Below are 20592 nucleotides of genomic sequence, written 5' to 3' on the forward strand. Positions count from 1 at the left end.
GATTCAAACCGATGAATCATTAACGCACGTCTGACGCAACAACGCAACCCCTTTAATAAACAAAAGTCATAAAAGATTCTTTTTTATAATGTGAACTTTTAAGCGTGTTTTCAGTCGGTTCGCGCATCTGTGGCCTATATCAGATTCAGAAAGCTCCAATCTTCAGAAAACTGTTATACATAAATTTCACTTTACTGCTTCTGATAGTTAAATTTTGCCGCCTGTACCATAACAGCACACCGATTGACATTGAGGCTGTGCATGTTTGGTTTAGATGCGTTTCATCTTGCGAGGATACAATTTGCGTTTACCGTATCCTTTCACATCATTTTTCCGGCGATTACCATTGGTCTCGCCAGTTATCTGGCGGTGCTGGAAGGGCTATGGCTGAAGAGTAAAAATCCGGTCTGGCGCTCGCTGTACCATTTTTGGTCGAAAATCTTCGCCGTTAACTTTGGCATGGGCGTGGTCTCAGGGCTGGTTATGGCTTACCAGTTCGGCACTAACTGGAGCGGATTTTCGCAATTTGCCGGCAGTATTACCGGCCCCCTGCTCACCTACGAAGTCCTCACCGCCTTCTTCCTCGAAGCCGGATTCCTTGGCGTCATGCTCTTTGGCTGGAATAAAGTGGGGCCGGGGCTGCACTTCTTTTCCACCTGCATGGTAGCGCTGGGAACGATTATCTCTACCTTCTGGATCCTGGCCTCTAACAGCTGGATGCAGACGCCTCAGGGCTATGAGATCGTTAACGGCGTCGTCGTGCCGGTGGACTGGTTTGCCGTGGTGTTTAACCCCTCTTTCCCCTACCGCCTGTTCCATATGTCCATTGCGGCATTCCTGAGCAGCGCCCTGTTCGTTGGCGCATCAGCGGCCTGGCATCTTCTGCGCGGTAACAATACCCCCGCTATCCGTCACATGTTTTCGATGGCGCTGTGGATGACGCTGATTGTTGCGCCAATTCAGGCGATGGTCGGTGATATGCACGGCCTGAATACCTTAAAACACCAGCCCGCCAAAATCGCCGCGATAGAGGGACACTGGGAAAACCCACCCGGAGAGCCTACACCGCTACTGCTGTTTGGCTGGCCGGATATGGAACAAGAGCGCACGCGGTTTGGCCTGGAGATCCCGGCAATGGGTAGCCTGATTCTGACGCACAGTCTGGACAAGCAGGTTCCGGCGCTTAAGGAGTTTGCGAAAGAGGATCGTCCTAACTCCACTATCGTCTTCTGGTCATTCCGCATCATGGCTGGACTGGGCATGCTGATGCTGCTGTTAGGCGTGGTTGCCCTGTGGCTGCGCTACAAACAGCGGGTCTATACCTCGCGTCCTTTCCTGTGGTTTGCCCTGCTGATGGGCCCCTCCGGCTTGATTGCCATTCTTGCCGGTTGGGTGACCACCGAAGTCGGACGGCAGCCGTGGGTGGTCTATGGACTGCAGCGAACCTCGGAGGCGGTTTCTGCCCACGGGGATCTGCATATGAGCGTCAGTTTGCTGGCGTTTATTGTGGTCTACACCTCGGTGTTTGGCGTTGGTTACAGCTATATGGTGCGTCTTATCAAAAAGGGGCCACAGGAACACGAATCCTTTGCCACTGAACATGATGGCCGCCCTGCTCGCCCGCTTTCTGCTGTCAGCAGTGAATTTGTCACTAAGGAGAAACCATAATGGGCATCGATCTTTCCATTATCTGGTTTGTGATTATCGTTTTCGCCACCCTGATGTATATCGTGATGGATGGCTTTGATTTAGGGATTGGGATCCTGTTCCCGACCACCCAAAACGCAGACGACCGCGACGTGATGGTCAACAGCGTCGCTCCGGTGTGGGACGGTAATGAAACCTGGCTGGTGCTTGGCGGCGCGGCGCTTTTCGGTGCCTTTCCCCTCGCTTATGCGGTCATTATTGACGCTTTAACCATACCGCTTACCCTGATGCTGATCGGCCTGATTTTCCGGGGCGTGGCCTTTGAGTTTCGATTTAAAGCCACCCCCGCCCACCGTCCGTTCTGGGATAAAGCCTTCATCGGCGGCTCAGTTCTGGCCACCTTCAGCCAGGGCGTGGTGGTTGGCGCTGTGATTAATGGATTTTCTGTCACCGGGCGTGCCTACAGCGGCGGACCGTTTGACTGGTTGACGCTCTTCAACCTCTTCTGCGGCGTGGGGTTAACGGTGGCTTATGCCCTGCTGGGCGCTACCTGGCTGGTGATGAAAAGCGAGGATCCCCTGCAGGCCAGAATGCGTCAGGTTTCAAAACAGCTGTTGCTGGCGTTGCTGGTGATTATCGCCGCGATCAGCCTCTGGACACCGCTGGCGCATCCGCCGATTGCCGAACGCTGGTTTACTCTGCCTAATCTTTACTTCCTGCTGCCGGTCCCGCTGCTGGTGGTGATCCTGAGCGCCTGGGCGTGGAAGCGACTTAACAACGCGGGCAGCCACAACGCCCCCTTTGTCCTGACGCTGGGACTGATCTTTCTGGGCTTCAGTGGGCTGGGGATCAGCATCTGGCCACATATTATTCCGCCGTCTATTACGCTATGGCAGGCCGCAGCACCGGCGCAAAGCCAGGGCTTTATGCTGGTGGGCGCCCTGCTGATTATCCCGATAATTCTGGTTTATACCTTCTGGAGTTATTACGTTTTCCGCGGAAAAGTACAACACGGCGAGGGGTATCACTGATGCAACAACCTGTCTGGAAACGCCTGATGTGGCTGGTCTTAATCTGGGGTGGCAGCGTGCTGGCGCTCGCCGCGGTCGGGATGTTCTTTCGCCTCCTGATGACTGCCGCAGGGTTTAAAGCGCATTAAATTTTTTCATCCTCGGGTGGCGTCCGTCCACCCGAATCCCACCGCGACTCTGCGCACTTTCAGATAAACACGCATGACAACCCACAGGATATCGTTAAAATAACCAGATAGATTCACCGTATTTATAATTTATTGATAGTTTGAGAAGAAAAATGAAAAAGCTCGTTGCGTTAGGTATGTTCTCCCTGTGTCTTACAGGTTGTGTTAATCCCGGTAAGGCATCGGTTCAGGCCGAGCAACTTGAAGGACATCGCTTCGTGCTGGAAAGCGTGAATGGTACCGCGGTCAAGCCCGGTGCAGTCCCGCCAGAAATGAGCTTTGGTGAGAAGTTGACCGTCTCGGGCGTGATGTGTAATCGCTTTAGCGGGCAGGCGAAATTATCGGAAGGCGAGCTGAAGGTCAAAGAGATGGCGATGACACGTAAGCTTTGTGCCGACCCGCAGCTGAATCAGCTGGACGCGACGATCGGCGAGATGCTGCGCAAAGGCGCACAGGTTGATCTGACTGAAAATCAGTTGACGCTCGCGACGGCTGAACAGACGTTAATGTTCAAGCGTGCGGAGTAATCAGTAAGCTCCGCAACTGCCCACGGCAAGCGACTGTTCGCTACAGCGTTTGCCATTGGGTAAGGCGCACATACCAACAGCTGAGCCATCAAGCTGACGGGCAACGGATAAAGACCCACCCACCATCGCACAACTGGCCTGCCCAGAACTGGACATTGCCGCCTTCATTCCCGGCATAACGTGTGCTGCCGTCGCCTGCTGTTCAGGCTCACTACTGCATGCAGACAACAACAACGCCGCACACCCAATCCAAAACGCTGAACGCATTCTCTCTTCCCCCTGTAAATGGCAAAACCTAAGCATAATAGGCATCACGCGCCGTGCCGTCGAGAGCGCAGCTGTATATTTATGCACCAGATAAACAAATCAGCACTCTTTTTTGCCTGAAGGCGGATCTGCGCGGACATTACGGGAATACAACCTTTTCTCAATGGATCCATTATTCAGGACTGAATCATCATATTGATAATCCACATAACTGGTTGATTTATTTTATATAAACGATGTCGATGATGGTTAATATCGCCTCACTCTCTTTTACAACCCCTCGCCGCTGACAGGCGTAGAACTGTTCCTTGTTTGGCTTTCAAAAAATAAGGAAATTAACATGTCATGGAATCCGCATGAAGCCGTTACATTTGCACGCCAGAACGCCCATGTACACAGTTCAGGTTATTGTGCACGCGCGGTAGCCGCAGCTATACGCGCCGGAGGAGTTAAAATTACCGGTGCCGACGCCATGTATTTCGGCCGCTCACTTGAGATGGCCGGATTCAGCCAGGTTTACGGTACTCTTATTGAGGGTGATGTTGCTGTTATTGATGCCTTGCCAGGTAAAAATCAGCATGGCCATGCCTGTATTTATGATGGCGCAGGCACCTGGTATTCAGATTTCATTCAGCGCAGCCTGTATCCAGGCCCGCGGTACAGGGAAGTACAACCAGCCGTTAAATATTACAGGCATTACTGATGAAAAAAATTATTCTACTTTTACTGATAGCCTCATCAGCACTGGCTAATACGGACGATCCGGCATTACAGGCAGTTAAGTTCAATAAGTGGTATGTCAGTCAAATCAGTGAAAATAAATTTCCCATTACTGACAGCCGCGAAATTGATCAGTACGTCACCGCATCGACAATGCAAAAGCTCCGTCGAACACAGGAGGCGGACTATGACGATGAACCGTTTTACGATGCCGATCTCTTTCTCAAAGCGCAGGATATTGGTGATGACTGGCCAGATCATGTTGCCTCCGTCTCTGTCGATACCGATCCCGTTTGCGTAAACGTCTATATCGCGTTTGGGAAAGATAAAAAACACACCGTTATTGACTGCATGGTAAAAGAAGATGGCATCTGGAAAGTGCAATCAGTGGCGGCTCGCGACTTCAACTGATGTTCAACGGACAACCCGCGCAAGCGGGTTTCTTTCCCCCCAACTCGCCTGACACCTTTCTAAGCCCCCCGTCTCCCGGAAATTGATTGATGGAGTAAATGAATCAAAATCAGGTGGATATCATTAACTGAAACCGAACGTCTCCAGCCCACCTGGATCAATTTGTGCACTCGAAAGCCTTATAACTTCAATGGAATAGCCCGCGCGTCCTATACTAAGAGGATAACTATCAGGACTTGTCGCCGTTTCACAGGTCCCTCTTTTTGCGCAATGTAAGGGTGTCACATGATCACTATTGACGGTAATGGCGCGGCCGCGTCCGTCGCGTTTCGCACCAGCGAAGTTATCGCCATCTACCCAATTACGCCGAGTTCCACGATGGCAGAACAGGCTGATGCCTGGGCGGGCAACGGATTAAAAAACGTCTGGGGCGATGTTCCCCGGGTCGTGGAGATGCAGTCTGAAGCCGGTGCGATAGGTGCCGTTCATGGCGCGCTGCAAACCGGGGCGCGCTCCACATCGTTCACCTCTTCCCAGGGATTGCTGCTGATGATCCCTACGCTGTATAAGCTCGCGGGACAGTTAACGCCTTTTGTGTTGCACGTTGCGGCCCGAACCGTCGCGACGCATGCATTGTCGATTTTTGGCGACCATTCTGACGTCATGGCCGTCCGCCAGACGGGCTGTGCGATGCTGTGTGCCAGTAATGTGCAGGAGGCTCAGGACTTTGCGCTAATCTCCCATATCGCGACCCTCAAAAGCCGCGTGCCCTTTATTCATTTCTTTGATGGTTTCCGGACTTCACACGAAATCAATAAAATCGTTCCGCTGGCCGATAGCACTATCCTGGATCTGATGCCGCAAGCGGAAATTGATGCCCATCGCGCACGCGCACTGAATCCGGAGCACCCGGTCATTCGCGGTACGTCAGCGAATCCCGACACCTATTTCCAGTCCCGCGAGGCGACGAACCCCTGGTATAACGCGGTCTACGACCATGTTGAGCAGGCGATGGCGGCATTCTCTACCGCGACCGGACGCGAATATAAGCCGTTTGAATACTACGGCCACCCGCAGGCTGAACGCGTGATTGTCCTGATGGGTTCCGCCATCGGTACCTGCGAAGAAGTGGTTGATGAACTGCTTTCCCGAGGTGAAAAAGTTGGCGTATTAAAGGTACGCCTGTATCGTCCTTTCTCTGCAAAACATCTGCTCTCCGTCCTTCCGGATAGCGTTCGCTCCGTGGCGGTTCTCGATCGTACCAAAGAGCCGGGCGCGCATGCAGAACCACTGTATCTGGATGTGATGACGGCGCTTGCCGAAGCCTTCAACTGCGGCGAGCGCGAAACGCTGCCGCGGGTGATTGGCGGGCGCTATGGCCTTTCATCGAAAGAGTTTGGTCCTGACTGTGTTCTGGCAGTATTCAGTGAACTGAGCCGCGCCAAACCTAAACCGCGCTTCACTGTCGGCATTTATGACGACGTGACTAACCTTTCACTGGCGCTGCCGGAGGAGGCTCTGCCTTCAAACGCGAAGCTGGAAGCCCTGTTTTATGGTCTGGGGAGCGACGGTAGCGTCTCGGCCACCAAGAACAACATCAAAATCATCGGCAACTCGACGCCGTGGTATGCGCAGGGTTATTTCGTATATGACTCTAAAAAAGCAGGCGGCCTGACGGTTTCGCATCTTCGCGTCAGCGAAACCCCTATCCGCTCGGCTTATCTGGTCTCGCAGGCCGATTTTGTCGGCTGCCACCAGCTGCAATTCATTGATAAATATCAGATGGTGGAGCGCCTGAAGCCAGGCGGGATTTTCCTGCTCAACACGCCATACAGCGCCGACGAAGTTTGGTCGCGTCTGCCGCAGGAAGTGCAGGCGGTGTTGAATCAGAAGCAAGCCCGGCTGTACACCGTCAATGCGGCCAAAATTGCCCGTGAGTGTGGTCTGGCCGCGCGCATTAACACCGTCATGCAAATGGCGTTCTTCCATTTGACTCAAATCCTGCCGGGCGATAGCGCGCTGGCAGAGCTGCAGGGCGCGATTGCCAAAAGCTACAGCAGCAAAGGCCAGGAACTGGTCGAACGTAACTGGCAGGCGCTGGCCCTGGCGCGCGAGTCTATCTCTGCGATCCCGCTTCAGCCTGTTGATGCCGCCAGCCCGAACCGTCCGCCGGTGGTGTCTGACGCCGCCCCAGATTTTGTCAAAACCGTTACCGCTGCAATGCTGGCGGGCCTTGGCGATGCGCTCCCCGTCTCCGCACTGCCGCCAGACGGCACCTGGCCGGTAGGGACGACGCGCTGGGAAAAACGCAACATCGCGGAAGAGATTCCAATCTGGAAAGAAGATCTGTGCACGCAGTGTAACCATTGCGTCGCCGCCTGCCCGCACTCTGCGATCCGCGCCAAAGTGGTTTCTCCGCAGGATATGGAAAACGCCCCTTCCAGCCTGCATTCGCTGGATGTGAAATCCCGCGATATGCGCGGTCAGAAGTATGTACTTCAGGTGGCTCCGGAAGATTGCACCGGATGCAACCTGTGCGTCGAAGTCTGCCCGGCAAAAGATCGTCAGAACCCGGAGATTAAAGCCATCAATATGATGTCTCGCCTGGAGCATGTGGAAGAGGAGAAAGTGAATTACGATTTCTTCCTCGATTTGCCTGAAATCGACCGCAGCAAGCTGGAACGTATTGATATCCGCACCTCGCAGCTGATTACACCGCTGTTCGAATACTCGGGCGCATGCTCCGGCTGCGGCGAAACCCCGTACATCAAACTGCTTACCCAGCTGTATGGCGATCGCATGCTCATCGCCAATGCCACCGGATGTTCCTCGATTTACGGCGGCAATCTGCCTTCCACACCGTATACCACCGACGAGAATGGTCGCGGTCCGGCGTGGGCGAACTCCCTGTTTGAAGATAACGCCGAGTTCGGACTGGGCTTCCGTTTGACCGTCGATCAACATCGCGCCCGTGTGATGCGTCTGCTTGGACAGTTTGCTGACAAGTTCCCGACAGCCCTGAACGAAGCGCTGCATAGCGATGCGACACCGGAAGTGCGCCGTGAACAGGTAGCCGAATTGCGACAGCATCTGCATGGCGTTGAAGGGGCTGAACAGCTGTTAACGGACGCCGATGCGCTGGTCGAAAAATCTGTCTGGCTGATTGGCGGTGATGGCTGGGCGTACGATATCGGCTTTGGCGGACTGGATCATGTTCTGAGTCTGACCGAAAACGTGAACATTCTGGTTCTCGATACCCAGTGTTATTCCAATACCGGCGGCCAGGCGTCAAAAGCAACCCCTCTGGGGGCGGTGACCAAATTTGGCGAACATGGCAAGCGTAAAGCGCGGAAAGATTTAGGCGTGAGCATGATGATGTACGGACATGTTTACGTCGCGCAGATTTCGCTGGGCGCGCAGCTTAACCAGACGGTCAAGGCCATTCAGGAAGCAGAAGCCTATCCCGGCCCTTCCCTGATCATCGCCTACAGCCCATGCGAAGAGCACGGCTACGATCTGGCGCTAAGCCACGATCAGATGCGTCAGCTCACCGCTACCGGCTTCTGGCCGCTGTATCGCTTCGATCCTCGTCGTGCTGATGAAGGTAAACTGCCGCTGACGCTGGATTCGCGCCCACCGTCAGATGCACTTGCCGAAACGCTGCTCCAGGAACAACGTTTCCGTCGCCTGAATGCTCAACAGCCTGAAGTGGCCGAGCAGTTGTGGAAAGACGCAGCCGCCGATCTGCAAAAACGCTACGACTTCCTGGCGCAGATGGCCGGAAAAGCGGAGAAATCGTCCAGCGAGTGATAAAAAAAAGCCCGGAGTATTCACTCCGGGCACATCCCTGTCAATTCTGAATGCTGTTTTAACCAACCTCACTCGTCATCTTCCTGGAAAAAGAATCTTAAAGGCATATAACGCGGCTAAGTCTACCGTTCTCTGCCGTTGATGAATAATTTTAAGTTTGTATCTATTGCTCAAATATATTCATGAAATATATGTGTATTTTCCAGGATCGCTATTCGCCTGTCGTGTATCAGCGACGACCTGTATCAGAATGAGGCAAACGTCCGCAGAACCGCCGTGATACGCGCCCAGTGGATGATAATAATTTCGACTTGCACGATCCGGCGGTCCTGATAGATGATAAATTTCCTGTTTTAAGCTGTAAGGGAGAAATCAGCATGGTCCATCATCCTGTAACCTCCATCGCCTATGACGAGCACAGCGCGACCCTGGAAATTCGTTTTCTCGATCGCAAAACGCTGCAATATCAGCGCGTGCCCGCCCGTATCTACAACGATTTTTTGCAGGTGGTTTCAAAGGGCCGCTTTTATGATGGCGTGGTCAAAGGAAAATTTAAGGAAATCCAGGTGCCCTGACGAGGCTGGTGTAGACTCGTTACGATTCTTCGGCCTTACGGAATGACAAGTAGCCGAACACTCCGCTTTTACCATCATTTGGATGATTGACGCCATCCATAACCTTAACTTCGGCAAAATCAAACGGGGTTACCCCTTCGAAACAGGCAACGTTTACGCCATATTGTTCCGGGTTGGAACGGCGCTGGTGGAACGTGTAAATACCGCAGATGGAACAAAAAAAGTGTCGGGCCTCGTGAGTATTAAAGCGGTACTCCGTGAGTTTATCTTTGCCTTTTATCACGTCGATTCCTGAGACGGGTGCAGACACCACGACTGCCCCACGCATGCGGCAGTATGAGCAACTGCAACGGCGGGCGGTGTTAAATTCATCTGTCAGTTCAACGGTGAACGCAACCGCCCCGCAGTGGCATTGCGCTGAGTGTTTTTGAGGCATAAGCCCTCCTGTTCGTGATTATTTACGCTAACGGGAATTGCTGACTGTCACGTTTAATTTATCCCCGCTGCCGATCTTCACGTCAAGCCAAAAACCCATTGGCCTACGCTTGAGCGACGCCATAGAGAGAACAATAAAAAAGGCCGCCTTAGCGACCTGTTTCTGAATAAGAGCGTTAAATCAATTTAATATTAACCACATAGCCTTCCAGCCCGGTCATGGTTTCGCGGGGAATAAATTCGATCTCAGAAACTTCTTTGCCCGTTTTTTTTCTTAATTCCGCAATTTTTTTTGCGATTAGGGCGGAAATCTCTGCTTCGGCCTTGAGTTTTTGTTCCTCTAAACTCATTTTTACCTCTTCACTTTATCAAACACCTGAAAACGTCAGTAAGGTCGGAAATGGAAAACCCATTCAGCCTAATCCCTTATAAACTATAGACTACTCTCCAGATTTCAGGCAAGTGTGAAGGTTCTTTGATGGACGATTGGCTGACGTCAAGCAAACGCAGGCCTTAACTCAAACGGACCGTATCTTGCGAATTCGTGATACCGATTATGACTCACCATAACACTGTATTGGAAAACGGCATTACATATTTAAATGATTAATTAAATTACATAAACAGTGTTGATATTGGTTAATACTGACACATTATATATTACATTTACTTGTCGAAAAAAAGCGTACAACCTTCTTAGCCTCCGTTCAATTATAAGGAAATTGATGTTATGTGGAATGCTAATAAAGCCGTTATCCAGTCCACGGCACATCATGCATGGGGACATGCCTGCATCTACGGCGGGGGTGGCGCATGGTATTCAGATTTTGTTCAACGGACAATGTATCCGGGACCAGAATACAGGGAAGTTAAGCCGGCCTATGCCATTTATCGCCATGACTGAAATGAAAAAATTCATTATTGCAGCCCTGTTCCTGCCATCCATTGCCCTGGCTGACACAGCGGTTTTAACTCCTGAGGCCACTGCCGCGCTCAATTTTAACCAATGGTACATTTCGCAGATTATGAACGGGAAAGAGCCCCTGTCTGATTACGCTTCGCTGAATTCCTACGTGACCAGCGACACGATCGGTAAATTAAAAGCGCTCGGAAAGCTAGATCCGAATGAAAATGACGCTCCCGATGCTGATATGTTCATAAAGGCCCAGGGGTATCAGAATGACTGGAATCGCGTCACCGTTGTGGGAACAGATTTTGACGCCGCTTGTATGCAGGTGTACGTCGCCTTTGGGATGAACAAAAAACACGTCGTCATTGACTGTATGGTGAAAGAAGACGGCGCGTGGAAAGTGCAGTCTGTTGCTGCTCGTAACCTCAATTGAGCCACAAAATATTACACCCGTGAAAGCGGGTTTCTTTCGAATTCTCCATCCAGAGGCTACGCGACCGTTTAACGATTCTGTGCCCTGCTCATCATGCTTCCAAAAGTGATTTCAGTGATTCTCTGAAACGGAAACTCTCAAGCACATGCAGTACGTCGTTGCATACCCGTCAATATCACAGCATCGTGCAGCGGTGGTTGAATGGAACCCAGCCGTAAAACGTGCTGGTATTCGCCGCCGGAATCCGTACCATACGCGGCATACTTTTGCCTGCTGGTTTCTGTCAGCCGGTGCAAACCTGTCGTTTATGGCGAGCCAGATGGGATATGACATCTACAGGATGTAGATTGATTAGCTGAACAGCGATCGGATGCTTATGCTAAATAATAAGCTGGCACGCTGAAAACGTTGCCCCTTCTATGCCCTTTTGGTTTTAGAGATTGAGAATAATGCAACAAAATCAAGACATTAACAAAAAAGAACAATACAACCTGAACAAACTGCAAAAGCGTCTGCGCCGTAATGTGGGTGAAGCCATTGCAGACTTCAATATGATTGAAGAAGGCGACCGCATTATGGTTTGCCTGTCCGGGGGCAAAGACAGCTACACAATGCTGGAGATCCTGCGCAATCTTCAGCAAAGCGCGCCGGTGAATTTTTCACTGATTGCGGTCAATCTCGACCAGAAACAGCCGGGATTCCCGGAACACATCCTGCCAGAATACCTGGAGCAACAGGGCGTCGAATATAAGATTGTCGAAGAAAACACCTACGGCATCGTTAAAGAGAAAATCCCGGAAGGGAAAACCACCTGCTCGCTCTGCTCACGTCTGCGCCGCGGTATTCTCTATCGCACCGCCACGGAGCTGGGAGCGACCAAAATCGCGCTCGGCCATCACCGCGACGACATTCTGCAAACCCTGTTCCTGAATATGTTCTACGGCGGCAAGATGAAAGGGATGCCACCGAAGCTCATGAGCGATGATGGTAAGCATATTGTGATTCGTCCACTGGCTTATTGCCGTGAGAAAGATATCGAACGTTTTGCGCAGGCGCGTGAATACCCAATTATTCCGTGCAACCTGTGCGGCTCACAGCCAAACCTGCAGCGCCAGGTGATTGCAGATATGCTGCGCGACTGGGATAAACGTTATCCAGGCCGTATTGAGACCATGTTCAGCGCGATGCAAAACGTGGTTCCTTCGCACCTGAGCGACATTGAATTGTTTGATTTCAAAGGTATCAAGCACGGTTCAGACGTGGTGGATGGTGGCGATCTGGCCTTCGACCGTGAAGATATCCCGATGCAGCCTGTTGGCTGGCAGCCGGAAGAAGACGATTCACAGCTCGATGAGATGCGACTGAACGTCATTGAAGTGAAGTAAACGTCTCGACTATCAGCGTCTCAGACAGGCCATCTGAGACGCTTTTTTTATCGCTTATTTCAGCAAACGAACCCGACAGGTTTTGCCTTTAATCTTACCGTTTTGCAGCTGCTTCCAGGCTTTGTTCGCCACCGCCTGACGCACCGCCACGTAGACGTGAGCCGGGTGAACGGCGATTTTGCCGATATCTGCCCCATCCAGCCCAATATCACCGGTCAACGCACCCAGCACATCCCCCGGACGCATTTTGGCTTTCTTACCCCCGTCGATGCAAAGTGTCGCCATTTCTGCCGCCAGCGGAACAAGGCTAATGTTGCCCGGAGCGGGCATCCAGTTCAGCTTTAACTGCAGCATTTCGGACAGGATATTAGCGCGCTGGGCCTCTTCCGGCGCGCAGAGGCTGATCGCCAGCCCGCTGTTGCCTGCGCGAGCAGTACGACCAATACGGTGGACGTGGACTTCAGGGTCCCAGGCCAGCTCAAAGTTAACAACCAGCTCAAGGGATTTGATATCCAGTCCGCGGGCGGCCACATCGGTGGCGACCAGGACGCGTGCGCTCCCGTTGGCAAAACGCACCAGCGTCTGATCGCGATCGCGCTGTTCAAGGTCACCATGCAGCGCCAGCGCGCTCTGTCCGGCGGCTTCAAGCGCATCGCACACCGCCTGACAGTCTTTCTTCGTATTACAAAACACAACGCAGGACGCCGGCTGATGTTTGCTCAGCAACTTTTGCAGCAGTGGGATTTTGCCGTTTTGCGAAGTTTCGTAAAACTGTTGTTCAATAGACGGCAGCGCATCTACAGAATCAATTTCAATCGTCGCCGGATTTTGTTGCACCCGACCACTGATAGCGGCAATCGCTTCTGGCCAGGTTGCAGAAAACAGCAGCGTCTGGCGAGTCGCAGGGGCAAAGCGAATCACTTCATCAATGGCATCACTAAAGCCCATATCCAGCATGCGATCCGCTTCGTCCATCACCAGCGTTTGCAGGGCATCCAGCGACACGGTGCCTTTTTGCAGGTGATCAAGCAGACGACCTGGCGTGGCGACAATAATATGCGGCGGATGCTGTAAGGAATCGCGCTGGGCGCCGAACGGTTGTCCCCCGCAGAGGGTCAGAATCTTGGTGTTAGGCAGAAAACGCGCCAGACGACGCAGTTCACCGGCGACCTGATCCGCCAGTTCACGCGTCGGGCAAAGCACCAGCGACTGAGTCTGGAACAGACTCGCATCGATCTGTTGAAGCAGACCCAGACCAAACGCGGCCGTTTTCCCACTGCCCGTTTTTGCCTGTACGCGAACGTCACGTCCTTCGAGGATCGCCGGCAGCGCGGCGGCTTGTACGGGGGTCATCGCGAGATAGCCCAACTCGTTAAGATTATCGAGTTGGGCGGCAGGCAGAACATTCAGAGTTGAAAAAGCGGTCACAATGTAGTCTCGTGGTAAAAAATCACAGTCAGTTGGCGCGTATCCTCGCAGATCTCCGCCACCGATGCGACAATTTAATCGGTTCTTCGTCGGGTGGTGGGTCTGGCATGGGTTGCGGACGAGGGATGGTGTCGGGAACCGGCACCGGATCGACAGGTATCGTATCAGGCAGAGACATTTGACTTTGCAGCAGCATAAACAGACAGCTCATTTTCCCCTCCAGTTTATCGGATTGACTCTTTTAGGGTAGACGCTGAGAACTTACAGGCAAAAAAAAGGTTCATCGCGCCTTACCGGGGAACGCTGCTTTTATCTTCATAAAAAAGTAGTCGTTATCCCGGTATCCGTATGCCATTCGTTTTATCACTTTGATCTTGTTGTTCATTCCCTCAAGTACGCTGGTATTCAGACGATGCGTGGCACTCGCGATTATGCCGCTCACGTAACCCTTCAGCTTATCAGCGAACTGCTGCAACGCCCTGATGCCACTTTCCTGTGCCTGCCTGTACCACTCATTCCAGCGACGCTTCGCAACGTCTTTATCCGGGGCATACCACAGCTCTTTCAGGGCTGTTTTCATCACATACACCGTATTTAACGGCTGGTTCGCCCCCAGCAACTCTGCCAGTTTCACCTCATGCCCGGCCGGCAGGTTCTCTGGATTACGCAACAGCAACCAGCGGCTGCGTTTGATAACCTTCCGCGCCTTGCTGTTGTCACGCAACTGATTCGCCTGATCGACCCTCACTCTGTCGATGACTTCCCGGCCGAACTTCGCCACAACATGGAACAGGTCATACACCACTTCCGCCTGCGGGCACTGCGCTCTCACTTCCAGGTCCAGCGCCGTATTCATATCCATCGCGACAGATTCGATGGCGGCACATCCTTCCGGGCCCAGCCAGGTGAAGAACGGACGGAAGGCTACCCGGCTGCGCCCTTCACCGACCCACAGCACCCGTTGTGTATCTGCATCCACCACAACCGTGGCATAGCGATGCCCTTTGAACAGCGCGAACTCATCCATTATCAGGCGGCGCAGCGTGTGCCGTTCAGGCTCCCGGAGTTCCCGCCGCAGGCGTCGGCAGTCGATATTTTTAATGGTGTGCCAGTGCAGACCGGTCAACTGTGCCACATGCTTAACCGGCAATAACCGGGTAAGAGATTCCACCCAGGTCGCTAACGAGGACGTGTAACGTTGCCGTTCAGGCACCCATGAGATGCGCTCGGTGACAATCCCGCAGCGGGAACAGCGCAGACGGCGAACGGGAAGCTGAAGTGTGACGCGCCAGTGAAGTAAATCGCGCTCACGAACCCGTCGCACAGAGACATCATGGACAGCACAGTCTCTACAGCCACATCGACGGCAGGACGGCGCAAAACCGGGGTCAGGCCGGAGCGTAATAAGCAGAGCATCCGGTGCAGGATGAGTGAAGGAATCAACAGTGAAACCTTCCCAGAAGAGGGAAGAAAGATTAGCATTCATGGCAGACGGCGGTTGAGTGGCTGGTTAGTGTTTTGGCGAATACAAAACTAACCACTTTTACCGCCGTTTTCTATTGGTTCACGCTTAACCGCGATGAACCAAAAAAAAGCCGACTAATTTAGTCGGCGTCGTACGAATCAATTGTGCTATGCAGTAATTCAAAAAAGGAAGTAAGACAATATGGAGCGCAACGCCCATCGCTTGACGTTGCATTCACCTGCGGGAGTAATAGTGCACCTGTCGGGGCTGTCGTTTATTGACTTCGCTCAAACAAAATAGCGTTTTGAAGTCCGCCAGGGGCGATAAAAGTACAATTTTACAGCCATTTACTGCGATGCAACCACCATGCAACACCGCCAATCAAAACAACTAACATGATGCAAAACGCCGAGAACCCGAACCGGTAAGCCCCGCCTGGAATGCCTCCGAGATTAACGCCAAACAGCCCGGTCAGAAACGTGCTGGGTAAAAACACCATTGCCATTAAAGACATGGTGTAAGTTCTTCTCGACAGCGATTCCTGCATCACCTGCGCAATCTCATCAGCCATAACCGCCGTGCGCGCAATACAGGAATCGATCTCATCCAGTCCGCGTCCCAGTCTGTCCGCAATATCCTGCATTCTTCTTCGCTGATCGTCGTTCATCCAGCTCATCCGTTCACTGGCAAGGCGCGCATAGACATCCCGCTGCGGGGTCATGTAACGTCGCATCACGATCAACTGTTTGCGCAGCAGCGCCAGAAAACCGCGCGGAGGAATTTGCTGATCGAGCAGATTATCTTCGAGATCGATAATTTTATCGTGCAGCTCTTCTATAAATTCACTGGCATGATCGGTCAGCGCATCGCACACATCAACCAGCCAGCCCCCACAATCGGCCGGACCAGTGCCCTCTTTCAAGTCATTGACAACATCATCCAGCGCCAACACCTTACGTTGACGTGTCGAGACAATCAGGCGTTCATCCATATAAAGACGCATAGCGACCAGTTGATCGGGGCGCTCATCGGTGCTGCCGTTAATACAGCGAAGCGTAATTAGCGTTCCGTCACCCAGACGGCTCACGCGCGGTCGCACGCTATCGCCCGCCAGTGCCGCACGGACATTATTCGGCAGCAACGGCGTGGAAGCGAGCCATTCCGCGCTTTCCGGATGGGTGTAGTTCAGATGTAGCCAGCAAGGATGTTCGCTGTCGATGACATCGTCATCTTCCAGCTGACGCGCCCCGCCCTTGCCATCAAGCAGCCATGTAAACACCGCGTCCGGAACGTTCACTTCCGATCCTTTAATTCCTTCCACAGGGCCTCCGTCTTTTTGCTATTTTCCTGGTTAGTCTAGCCTTCAACCACCGTTAAGCAATTCTGTCAGGCAGCATAACGCTGAATTTATTCATTAATTATCGTCTTCCACACTCTACTGGCAAGGGCGTAACAAGCAAAACGATAGTGTTAAATCATGGCATCCATTTTGTTTTCAAATGTATCCTGAGTGTGCGTGAGGATGATGACAGGCATCAGAAAGCGGCGCGTTGCGGGGGGGGGTGAAGCAGGTACAGGGGTCTTTATCGGACCGAACTGAACGCTTAAAAATGATAAAGCCTGGCGAACCAGGCTTTGCTGTCAGAAAGAGTGTTCCGCATGGCGGGGGTAAACTTTACGCTGCTGAAGTGAATGGTCCTCAAGTTCGGAAAGCCCGCCCTTTTCCAGTCTGAAGTTGCGGGTGCGGGTTTGCAGTTCAATCACCTGGTTTTTCAGGACATTTGATGAGCCTGATAGCTCATCGACCATTGCCACGTTACTTTGGGTCACACGTTCGAGTTCGGAAAGGGCCTGCGTAATCTGGGTGATGCCCTTCTCCTGCTCTGCTGTCGTCGCAGAAATCTCATCCATTAGCTTGCTGACATGCCCGGATCCGTTCACGATCTCATGCATATTCTTTTCCGCCTCCGATACCACCGTCACGCCCTGGGTGACGTTGTGACTGGTGACATCAATCAGCGACTTAATGCTCTTCGCCGCCTCTGCACTACGATGTGCCAGATTGCGCACTTCGCCCGCGACCACCGAAAAACCTTTGCCATGATCGCCCGCTCTGGCAGCCTCAACCGCAGCATTCAGCGCCAGGATATTGGTCTGGAACGCAATGCCGTCAATCAGGGAAATAATCTCTGTCATTTGCTGCGCGCATTCCGTAATCGACTGCATATTGTGCGCAACCTGCCCCATCAGTTCTCCACCTTTACGGGCCTGGACGGTGGCGAGATTCGCTCTTTCGCTCGCCAGACGCGTATTATCCGCGTTGTTTTTAGTACTGGCCGCCATTTGCTCCATGCTGGCCGCGGTCTGAATCAGCGAAGCGGATTGTTGCTCGGTTTTGACTGACAGCTCCGCACTACGAGAGGAAAGCTGCTCTGAGAGTGTCATGGCCGTTTGCGACGACGCCCTGATCTCACGCACCAGCGTGCCAATACTGCTTGATAAGCTGTTGATTCCGGGAATTAAGCGTCCGGCACAGTTATTACCAAATTCGGGAATGGAGACCGCAAGATTACCCGATGTCACTTCTTCAATACTTTTTTTGACAGTATTGATCGGCGTCACAAGATATTTTGTCATGTAGGACCAGAGTAAAAAAATAGCAAGGACATTCAGAATATTGACGGCAATAAAGAGGGTTGTACTTTTCGATAGCGTTAAAATCATTCCGTCGATCATTAAAAGTACTATTGAGACAAAGTAAATAATAAATGTTCTTACGCTAATATTTCTAAGCATAATTGAGCCCACACACCAATACGGAGAAGGTATTATGTATATAGCATTCACACTTCCTTTTTCCACTCTATTTTCAATGGTCTTTTTTATATATCAGTGGCTCTCGCTAATTTAGCTTAAGTCAGGATTTAAATTTCAAACCAACACATAACAAAGCGGAATGCGCTTTTTCGGGCTATTTACCCCTTACGGGATGCGTATTCACTCAATTTATTTTATATTTTTACACCGGTATATTAAGACGCAATGCAGCTATTGATAAAAATCATGTAGCGCGGCTTAAGTAATTAATCAAAGAATATATCCTGAACAGATTAAGCATCTAAAAATGAATCTGTCTGTTGTTGATTTTGGATAAGCAACTAATCTTGGAATGAGTAAGAGTCAGTTATGACGGTGGCAACTCGCCTACCAGATAAGCTCAATAACGTTTTTTTAACCTGGAATTCATAATGCTGGCTGTGTCCTGGGATCCCGTACTCATCGCCATTTCATTTCTGGTGGCCTTTATCGCATCGTTTGTTGCGCTGGATAGCGCCGGGAAAATTTCAGGTGCCAGTCGCAAAATGGCGCTGTGGTGGCGCATGGCCGGAGGCGTTACCTTAGGCATTGGCATCTGGTCAATGCACTTTATTGGCATGCTCTCTATGAAGATGCCGATTCCCGCCAGTTATCATTTGTGGCTCACTGTGGCGTCGCTCGGTATCGCGATACTGGCCTCAACAGTTGCTATCAATATTGCCGTTCCCGGTCACTCGCTGTCTTTTTTACGCTGGTTTTTTTCCACACTGATCCTCAGCGCTGGCGTAGTGGCGATGCACTACACCGGGATGGCAGCGTTAATGTTTGGCGATAATATCGCCTGGAATATGAACGTGGTAATGCTTTCGGTACTCATTGCTATCGTGGCTGCTGGGGCCGCGCTGTGGCTCGCCTTCCATTTACGACACCGACAAAAAGGGGTGTTTATCAATCGAATGGCGGCCGCTTTTTTGATGGGACTCGCCATTTGTGCCATGCATTACACGGGCATGAGCGCGGCAAACTTCCACCATGGGACACACAGCATCCCTGGCGGTATCAGCGAGCTGGGGCTCTCGATTTGGGTCTCGTCCACCACTCTGGCGCTGCTGGGAATCATGCTCATTATCTCGCTGGTGGATTCCCATTTTCGTACCCATCGCCTGACGGAAAATTTGCGCCAGTTGAACAAGCAGCTGGAGCTACAGGCGCGCTTTGACGCCCTGACCGGGCTTGCCAACCGCCACCAGATGGATCTGAGCATGCAGGACTGTCTGCACACCTCGTTATTGAACAAAAAGCAGTTTGCGGTGATGTTTTTAGACATCGACCATTTCAAAGTGGTGAATGACGCCTGGGGTCACCAGGTTGGCGATGAACTATTGATAAGCATTGCTCAACGAATTACGGCGAAACTGACGCCGGGCATGACGCTCGCACGGCTCGGCGGGGACGAATTTATTCTTCTCCTGCCGGACTGCGACGACGACAAAATCACCGCGCTGACGATGTCTCTGCTGGATGATATTCGCCGACCTTTCGTCATCTGCGGTCATGTGCTGAATATCACCTTAAGCACCGGCGTCAGTCTCTATCCTCAACATGGCGAAACCCTTCACGAACTGAAGTTTAAAGCCGATGCGGCGATGAACCATATCAAGCAGGAGGGCCGCAACGGATGGGCTATTTACCGTCCCGAAATGACGAAAAGTATCTCTGCCGAGCCCTCTTTCGTGAAAGACTTATCCCGGGCCCTTGAGCGTGAACAGTTTGAACTCTGGTACCAACCCACCTGGCACGCCGAAGGCAAAGAGATCCATGGCTTCGAGGCCTTGCTGCGCTGGCATCATCCTGAGCAAGGGGTACTTCTCCCGGCCGTATTTTTACCGTCGCTTGAAAAAACCGGTTTGATCATTCCGGTGGGCGTCTGGGCAATAGAACAGGCATGCCGACAGTTGCGTTTCTGGACAGAGCAAGGGTTTGGGCAGTGGACGCTCTCATTCAATTTGTCACCCATTCAATTTGAACAACCGGATATATTTGATGTTATCTCCGGCGCAATGAAAAAATATAACCTTGCCCCTTCAAGGCTGATTCTTGAAGTGACAGAAAGCACAGCGTTGAAAAACCTGGAACGCAGTATCGAACTGCTCAACGCGTTTAACGACGCCGGATTTATTGTCTCTATCGACGATTTTGGAACAGGTTATTCTAACCTGCTGATGCTTAACGTTCTTCCGGCTAAAGAGCTTAAAATAGATAAAAGCTTTGTCGATAGCCTGCTGGAAAACGAGAAAAGTAAAAAGATAGTTGAAACCATTATTAATGTTGCCCGAACTATGGAGATGGTGGTAGTGGCAGAAGGTATTGAAACCGAAGCACAGCAGCAGATGCTCGCGGCGCTGGGATGCGATTATTTACAAGGATATTATTTCTCGCGCCCGCTTCCTGCCGAACAAGTTCCGTGGCTGGTATTACAAAATAAATCTGGCAAACAAATTATACCAATCGGTAAAAATCAGTCCGAACTCCCTCTTAATCCGCAAAAAAATCATGCCTGAAGG

General features: G+C 51.8%; 19 protein-coding genes and 1 pseudogene. 12 read left to right on the forward strand and 8 right to left on the reverse strand.

Annotation, left to right across the window (positions count from 1 at the left end; translation table 11 throughout):
• Positions 1–261 precede the first annotated feature (261 nt).
• The 4 genes from SOM82_RS10935 to hslJ all read left to right on the forward strand — a co-directional run bounded on the left by SOM82_RS10935 (position 262) and on the right by hslJ (position 3372).
• Positions 262–1668 carry a cytochrome ubiquinol oxidase subunit I gene (locus tag SOM82_RS10935; protein ID WP_320459591.1) on the forward strand — a complete coding sequence of 469 codons (1407 nt, stop codon included), beginning with the start codon at positions 262–264 and terminating at the stop codon, positions 1666–1668.
• The gene (gene cydB, locus SOM82_RS10940; RefSeq protein ID WP_320459592.1) at positions 1668–2678 is read left to right on the forward strand and encodes a cytochrome d ubiquinol oxidase subunit II; all 1011 of its coding nucleotides are present in this window, start codon (positions 1668–1670) and stop codon (positions 2676–2678) included. Before SOM82_RS10935 ends, cydB begins: the two co-directional genes overlap by 1 nt.
• Positions 2678–2806 (forward strand): DUF2474 domain-containing protein, encoded by a 129-nt coding sequence (locus SOM82_RS10945; RefSeq protein WP_320459593.1) that lies wholly within the window; start codon positions 2678–2680, stop codon positions 2804–2806. Before cydB ends, SOM82_RS10945 begins: the two co-directional genes overlap by 1 nt.
• A gap of 152 nt (positions 2807–2958) precedes the next feature.
• Positions 2959–3372 carry a heat shock protein HslJ gene (gene hslJ / locus SOM82_RS10950; RefSeq protein ID WP_320459594.1) on the forward strand — a complete coding sequence of 138 codons (414 nt, stop codon included), beginning with the start codon at positions 2959–2961 and terminating at the stop codon, positions 3370–3372.
• Here the strand turns inward: hslJ and SOM82_RS10955 are convergent, their stop codons facing one another.
• Positions 3373–3639 (reverse strand): putative hemolysin, encoded by a 267-nt coding sequence (locus tag SOM82_RS10955; protein WP_154125589.1) that lies wholly within the window; start codon positions 3637–3639, stop codon positions 3373–3375. It abuts the gene before it with no gap.
• A gap of 340 nt (positions 3640–3979) precedes the next feature.
• Between SOM82_RS10955 and SOM82_RS10960 the strand changes: the two genes are divergently transcribed.
• The 4 genes from SOM82_RS10960 (at position 3980) to SOM82_RS10975 (ending at position 9155) form a co-directional block, all read left to right on the forward strand.
• Positions 3980–4342, forward strand: coding sequence for a CHAP domain-containing protein (locus tag SOM82_RS10960; protein ID WP_320459595.1), 363 nt, complete (start codon positions 3980–3982; stop codon positions 4340–4342).
• Positions 4342–4770 carry a DUF3828 domain-containing protein gene (locus SOM82_RS10965; protein WP_154125591.1) on the forward strand — a complete coding sequence of 143 codons (429 nt, stop codon included), beginning with the start codon at positions 4342–4344 and terminating at the stop codon, positions 4768–4770. Before SOM82_RS10960 ends, SOM82_RS10965 begins: the two co-directional genes overlap by 1 nt.
• 285 nt (positions 4771–5055) lie before the next feature.
• Positions 5056–8580 (forward strand): pyruvate:ferredoxin (flavodoxin) oxidoreductase, encoded by a 3525-nt coding sequence (nifJ, locus tag SOM82_RS10970; protein ID WP_320459596.1) that lies wholly within the window; start codon positions 5056–5058, stop codon positions 8578–8580.
• 377 nt (positions 8581–8957) lie between these two features.
• Entirely contained in the window at positions 8958–9155 is a 198-nt protein-coding gene (locus SOM82_RS10975; protein ID WP_320459620.1) for a KTSC domain-containing protein, read from the forward strand.
• A gap of 19 nt (positions 9156–9174) precedes the next feature.
• Here the strand turns inward: SOM82_RS10975 and SOM82_RS10980 are convergent, their stop codons facing one another.
• Positions 9175–9591, reverse strand: a complete 417-nt coding sequence (locus tag SOM82_RS10980) for a GFA family protein (RefSeq protein ID WP_154125593.1) — start codon at positions 9589–9591, stop codon at positions 9175–9177.
• Between the two features lie 175 nt (positions 9592–9766).
• Positions 9767–9940, reverse strand: a complete 174-nt coding sequence (locus tag SOM82_RS10985; RefSeq protein WP_154125594.1) for a GnsA/GnsB family addiction module toxin — start codon at positions 9938–9940, stop codon at positions 9767–9769.
• 435 nt (positions 9941–10375) lie between these two features.
• Here SOM82_RS10985 and SOM82_RS10990 point away from each other — a divergent pair, with 435 nt between their 5' ends.
• The 3 genes and pseudogenes from SOM82_RS10990 to ttcA all read left to right on the forward strand — a co-directional run bounded on the left by SOM82_RS10990 (position 10376) and on the right by ttcA (position 12318).
• The gene (locus tag SOM82_RS10990; protein WP_501083521.1) at positions 10376–10933 is read left to right on the forward strand and encodes a DUF3828 domain-containing protein; all 558 of its coding nucleotides are present in this window, start codon (positions 10376–10378) and stop codon (positions 10931–10933) included.
• A 202-nt stretch (positions 10934–11135) separates the two neighbouring features.
• Positions 11136–11279 (forward strand): annotated as a pseudogene (locus tag SOM82_RS10995) (site-specific integrase); the annotation flags it as partial.
• A gap of 103 nt (positions 11280–11382) precedes the next feature.
• A complete protein-coding gene (ttcA, locus tag SOM82_RS11000; RefSeq protein ID WP_154125596.1) occupies positions 11383–12318 on the forward strand; it encodes a tRNA 2-thiocytidine(32) synthetase TtcA in 936 nt (311 codons plus the stop codon).
• A gap of 54 nt (positions 12319–12372) precedes the next feature.
• On the opposite strand, the gene dbpA is transcribed toward ttcA, so the two are convergent.
• The 5 genes from dbpA to SOM82_RS11025 all read right to left on the reverse strand — a co-directional run bounded on the left by dbpA (position 12373) and on the right by SOM82_RS11025 (position 18007).
• Positions 12373–13746 carry an ATP-dependent RNA helicase DbpA gene (gene dbpA, locus SOM82_RS11005; RefSeq protein ID WP_320459598.1) on the reverse strand — a complete coding sequence of 458 codons (1374 nt, stop codon included), beginning with the start codon at positions 13744–13746 and terminating at the stop codon, positions 12373–12375.
• A 28-nt stretch (positions 13747–13774) separates the two neighbouring features.
• Positions 13775–13942 carry a proline-rich small protein YnaL gene (ynaL, locus tag SOM82_RS11010; protein WP_414672108.1) on the reverse strand — a complete coding sequence of 56 codons (168 nt, stop codon included), beginning with the start codon at positions 13940–13942 and terminating at the stop codon, positions 13775–13777.
• Positions 13943–14026: 84 nt separating this feature from the next.
• Positions 14027–15232 (reverse strand): ISL3 family transposase, encoded by a 1206-nt coding sequence (locus SOM82_RS11015; RefSeq protein WP_501083522.1) that lies wholly within the window; start codon positions 15230–15232, stop codon positions 14027–14029.
• A gap of 316 nt (positions 15233–15548) precedes the next feature.
• Entirely contained in the window at positions 15549–16532 is a 984-nt protein-coding gene (gene zntB / locus SOM82_RS11020) for a zinc transporter ZntB (RefSeq protein WP_320461517.1), read from the reverse strand.
• Between the two features lie 320 nt (positions 16533–16852).
• Positions 16853–18007 carry a methyl-accepting chemotaxis protein gene (locus SOM82_RS11025; protein ID WP_320461566.1) on the reverse strand — a complete coding sequence of 385 codons (1155 nt, stop codon included), beginning with the start codon at positions 18005–18007 and terminating at the stop codon, positions 16853–16855.
• Between the two features lie 452 nt (positions 18008–18459).
• On the opposite strand from SOM82_RS11025, the gene SOM82_RS11030 reads away from it, so the two are divergent.
• The gene (locus SOM82_RS11030; RefSeq protein WP_320461518.1) at positions 18460–20589 is read left to right on the forward strand and encodes a putative bifunctional diguanylate cyclase/phosphodiesterase; all 2130 of its coding nucleotides are present in this window, start codon (positions 18460–18462) and stop codon (positions 20587–20589) included.
• Positions 20590–20592 lie beyond the last annotated feature (3 nt).

The sequence above is a fragment of the Lelliottia sp. CFBP8978 genome (assembly GCF_034046055.2).
Classification (GTDB): Bacteria; Pseudomonadota; Gammaproteobacteria; order Enterobacterales; family Enterobacteriaceae; genus Enterobacter.

Bases quoted from the DNA above. Each gene is read 5' to 3' on its own strand.
- SOM82_RS10990 (WP_501083521.1), top strand. From the start codon at position 10,376: ATGCCTGCATCTACGGCGGGGGTGGCGCATGGTATTCAGATTTTGTTC.
- hslJ (WP_320459594.1), top strand. From the start codon at position 2,959: ATGAAAAAGCTCGTTGCGTTAGGTATGTTCTCCCTGTGTCTTACAGGT.
- SOM82_RS10975 (WP_320459620.1), top strand. From the start codon at position 8,958: ATGGTCCATCATCCTGTAACCTCCATCGCCTATGACGAGCACAGCGCG.
- ynaL (WP_414672108.1), bottom strand. From the start codon at position 13,942: ATGCTGCTGCAAAGTCAAATGTCTCTGCCTGATACGATACCTGTCGAT.
- SOM82_RS10980 (WP_154125593.1), bottom strand. From the start codon at position 9,591: ATGCCTCAAAAACACTCAGCGCAATGCCACTGCGGGGCGGTTGCGTTC.
- cydB (WP_320459592.1), top strand. From the start codon at position 1,668: ATGGGCATCGATCTTTCCATTATCTGGTTTGTGATTATCGTTTTCGCC.
- SOM82_RS10960 (WP_320459595.1), top strand. From the start codon at position 3,980: ATGTCATGGAATCCGCATGAAGCCGTTACATTTGCACGCCAGAACGCC.
- SOM82_RS10965 (WP_154125591.1), top strand. From the start codon at position 4,342: ATGAAAAAAATTATTCTACTTTTACTGATAGCCTCATCAGCACTGGCT.
- SOM82_RS10935 (WP_320459591.1), top strand. From the start codon at position 262: ATGTTTGGTTTAGATGCGTTTCATCTTGCGAGGATACAATTTGCGTTT.
- ttcA (WP_154125596.1), top strand. From the start codon at position 11,383: ATGCAACAAAATCAAGACATTAACAAAAAAGAACAATACAACCTGAAC.
- SOM82_RS11030 (WP_320461518.1), top strand. From the start codon at position 18,460: ATGCTGGCTGTGTCCTGGGATCCCGTACTCATCGCCATTTCATTTCTG.
- SOM82_RS11025 (WP_320461566.1), bottom strand. From the start codon at position 18,007: ATGCTTAGAAATATTAGCGTAAGAACATTTATTATTTACTTTGTCTCA.
- nifJ (WP_320459596.1), top strand. From the start codon at position 5,056: ATGATCACTATTGACGGTAATGGCGCGGCCGCGTCCGTCGCGTTTCGC.
- SOM82_RS10985 (WP_154125594.1), bottom strand. From the start codon at position 9,940: ATGAGTTTAGAGGAACAAAAACTCAAGGCCGAAGCAGAGATTTCCGCC.
- SOM82_RS10945 (WP_320459593.1), top strand. From the start codon at position 2,678: ATGCAACAACCTGTCTGGAAACGCCTGATGTGGCTGGTCTTAATCTGG.
- SOM82_RS10955 (WP_154125589.1), bottom strand. From the start codon at position 3,639: ATGCGTTCAGCGTTTTGGATTGGGTGTGCGGCGTTGTTGTTGTCTGCA.
- SOM82_RS11015 (WP_501083522.1), bottom strand. From the start codon at position 15,232: ATGAATGCTAATCTTTCTTCCCTCTTCTGGGAAGGTTTCACTGTTGAT.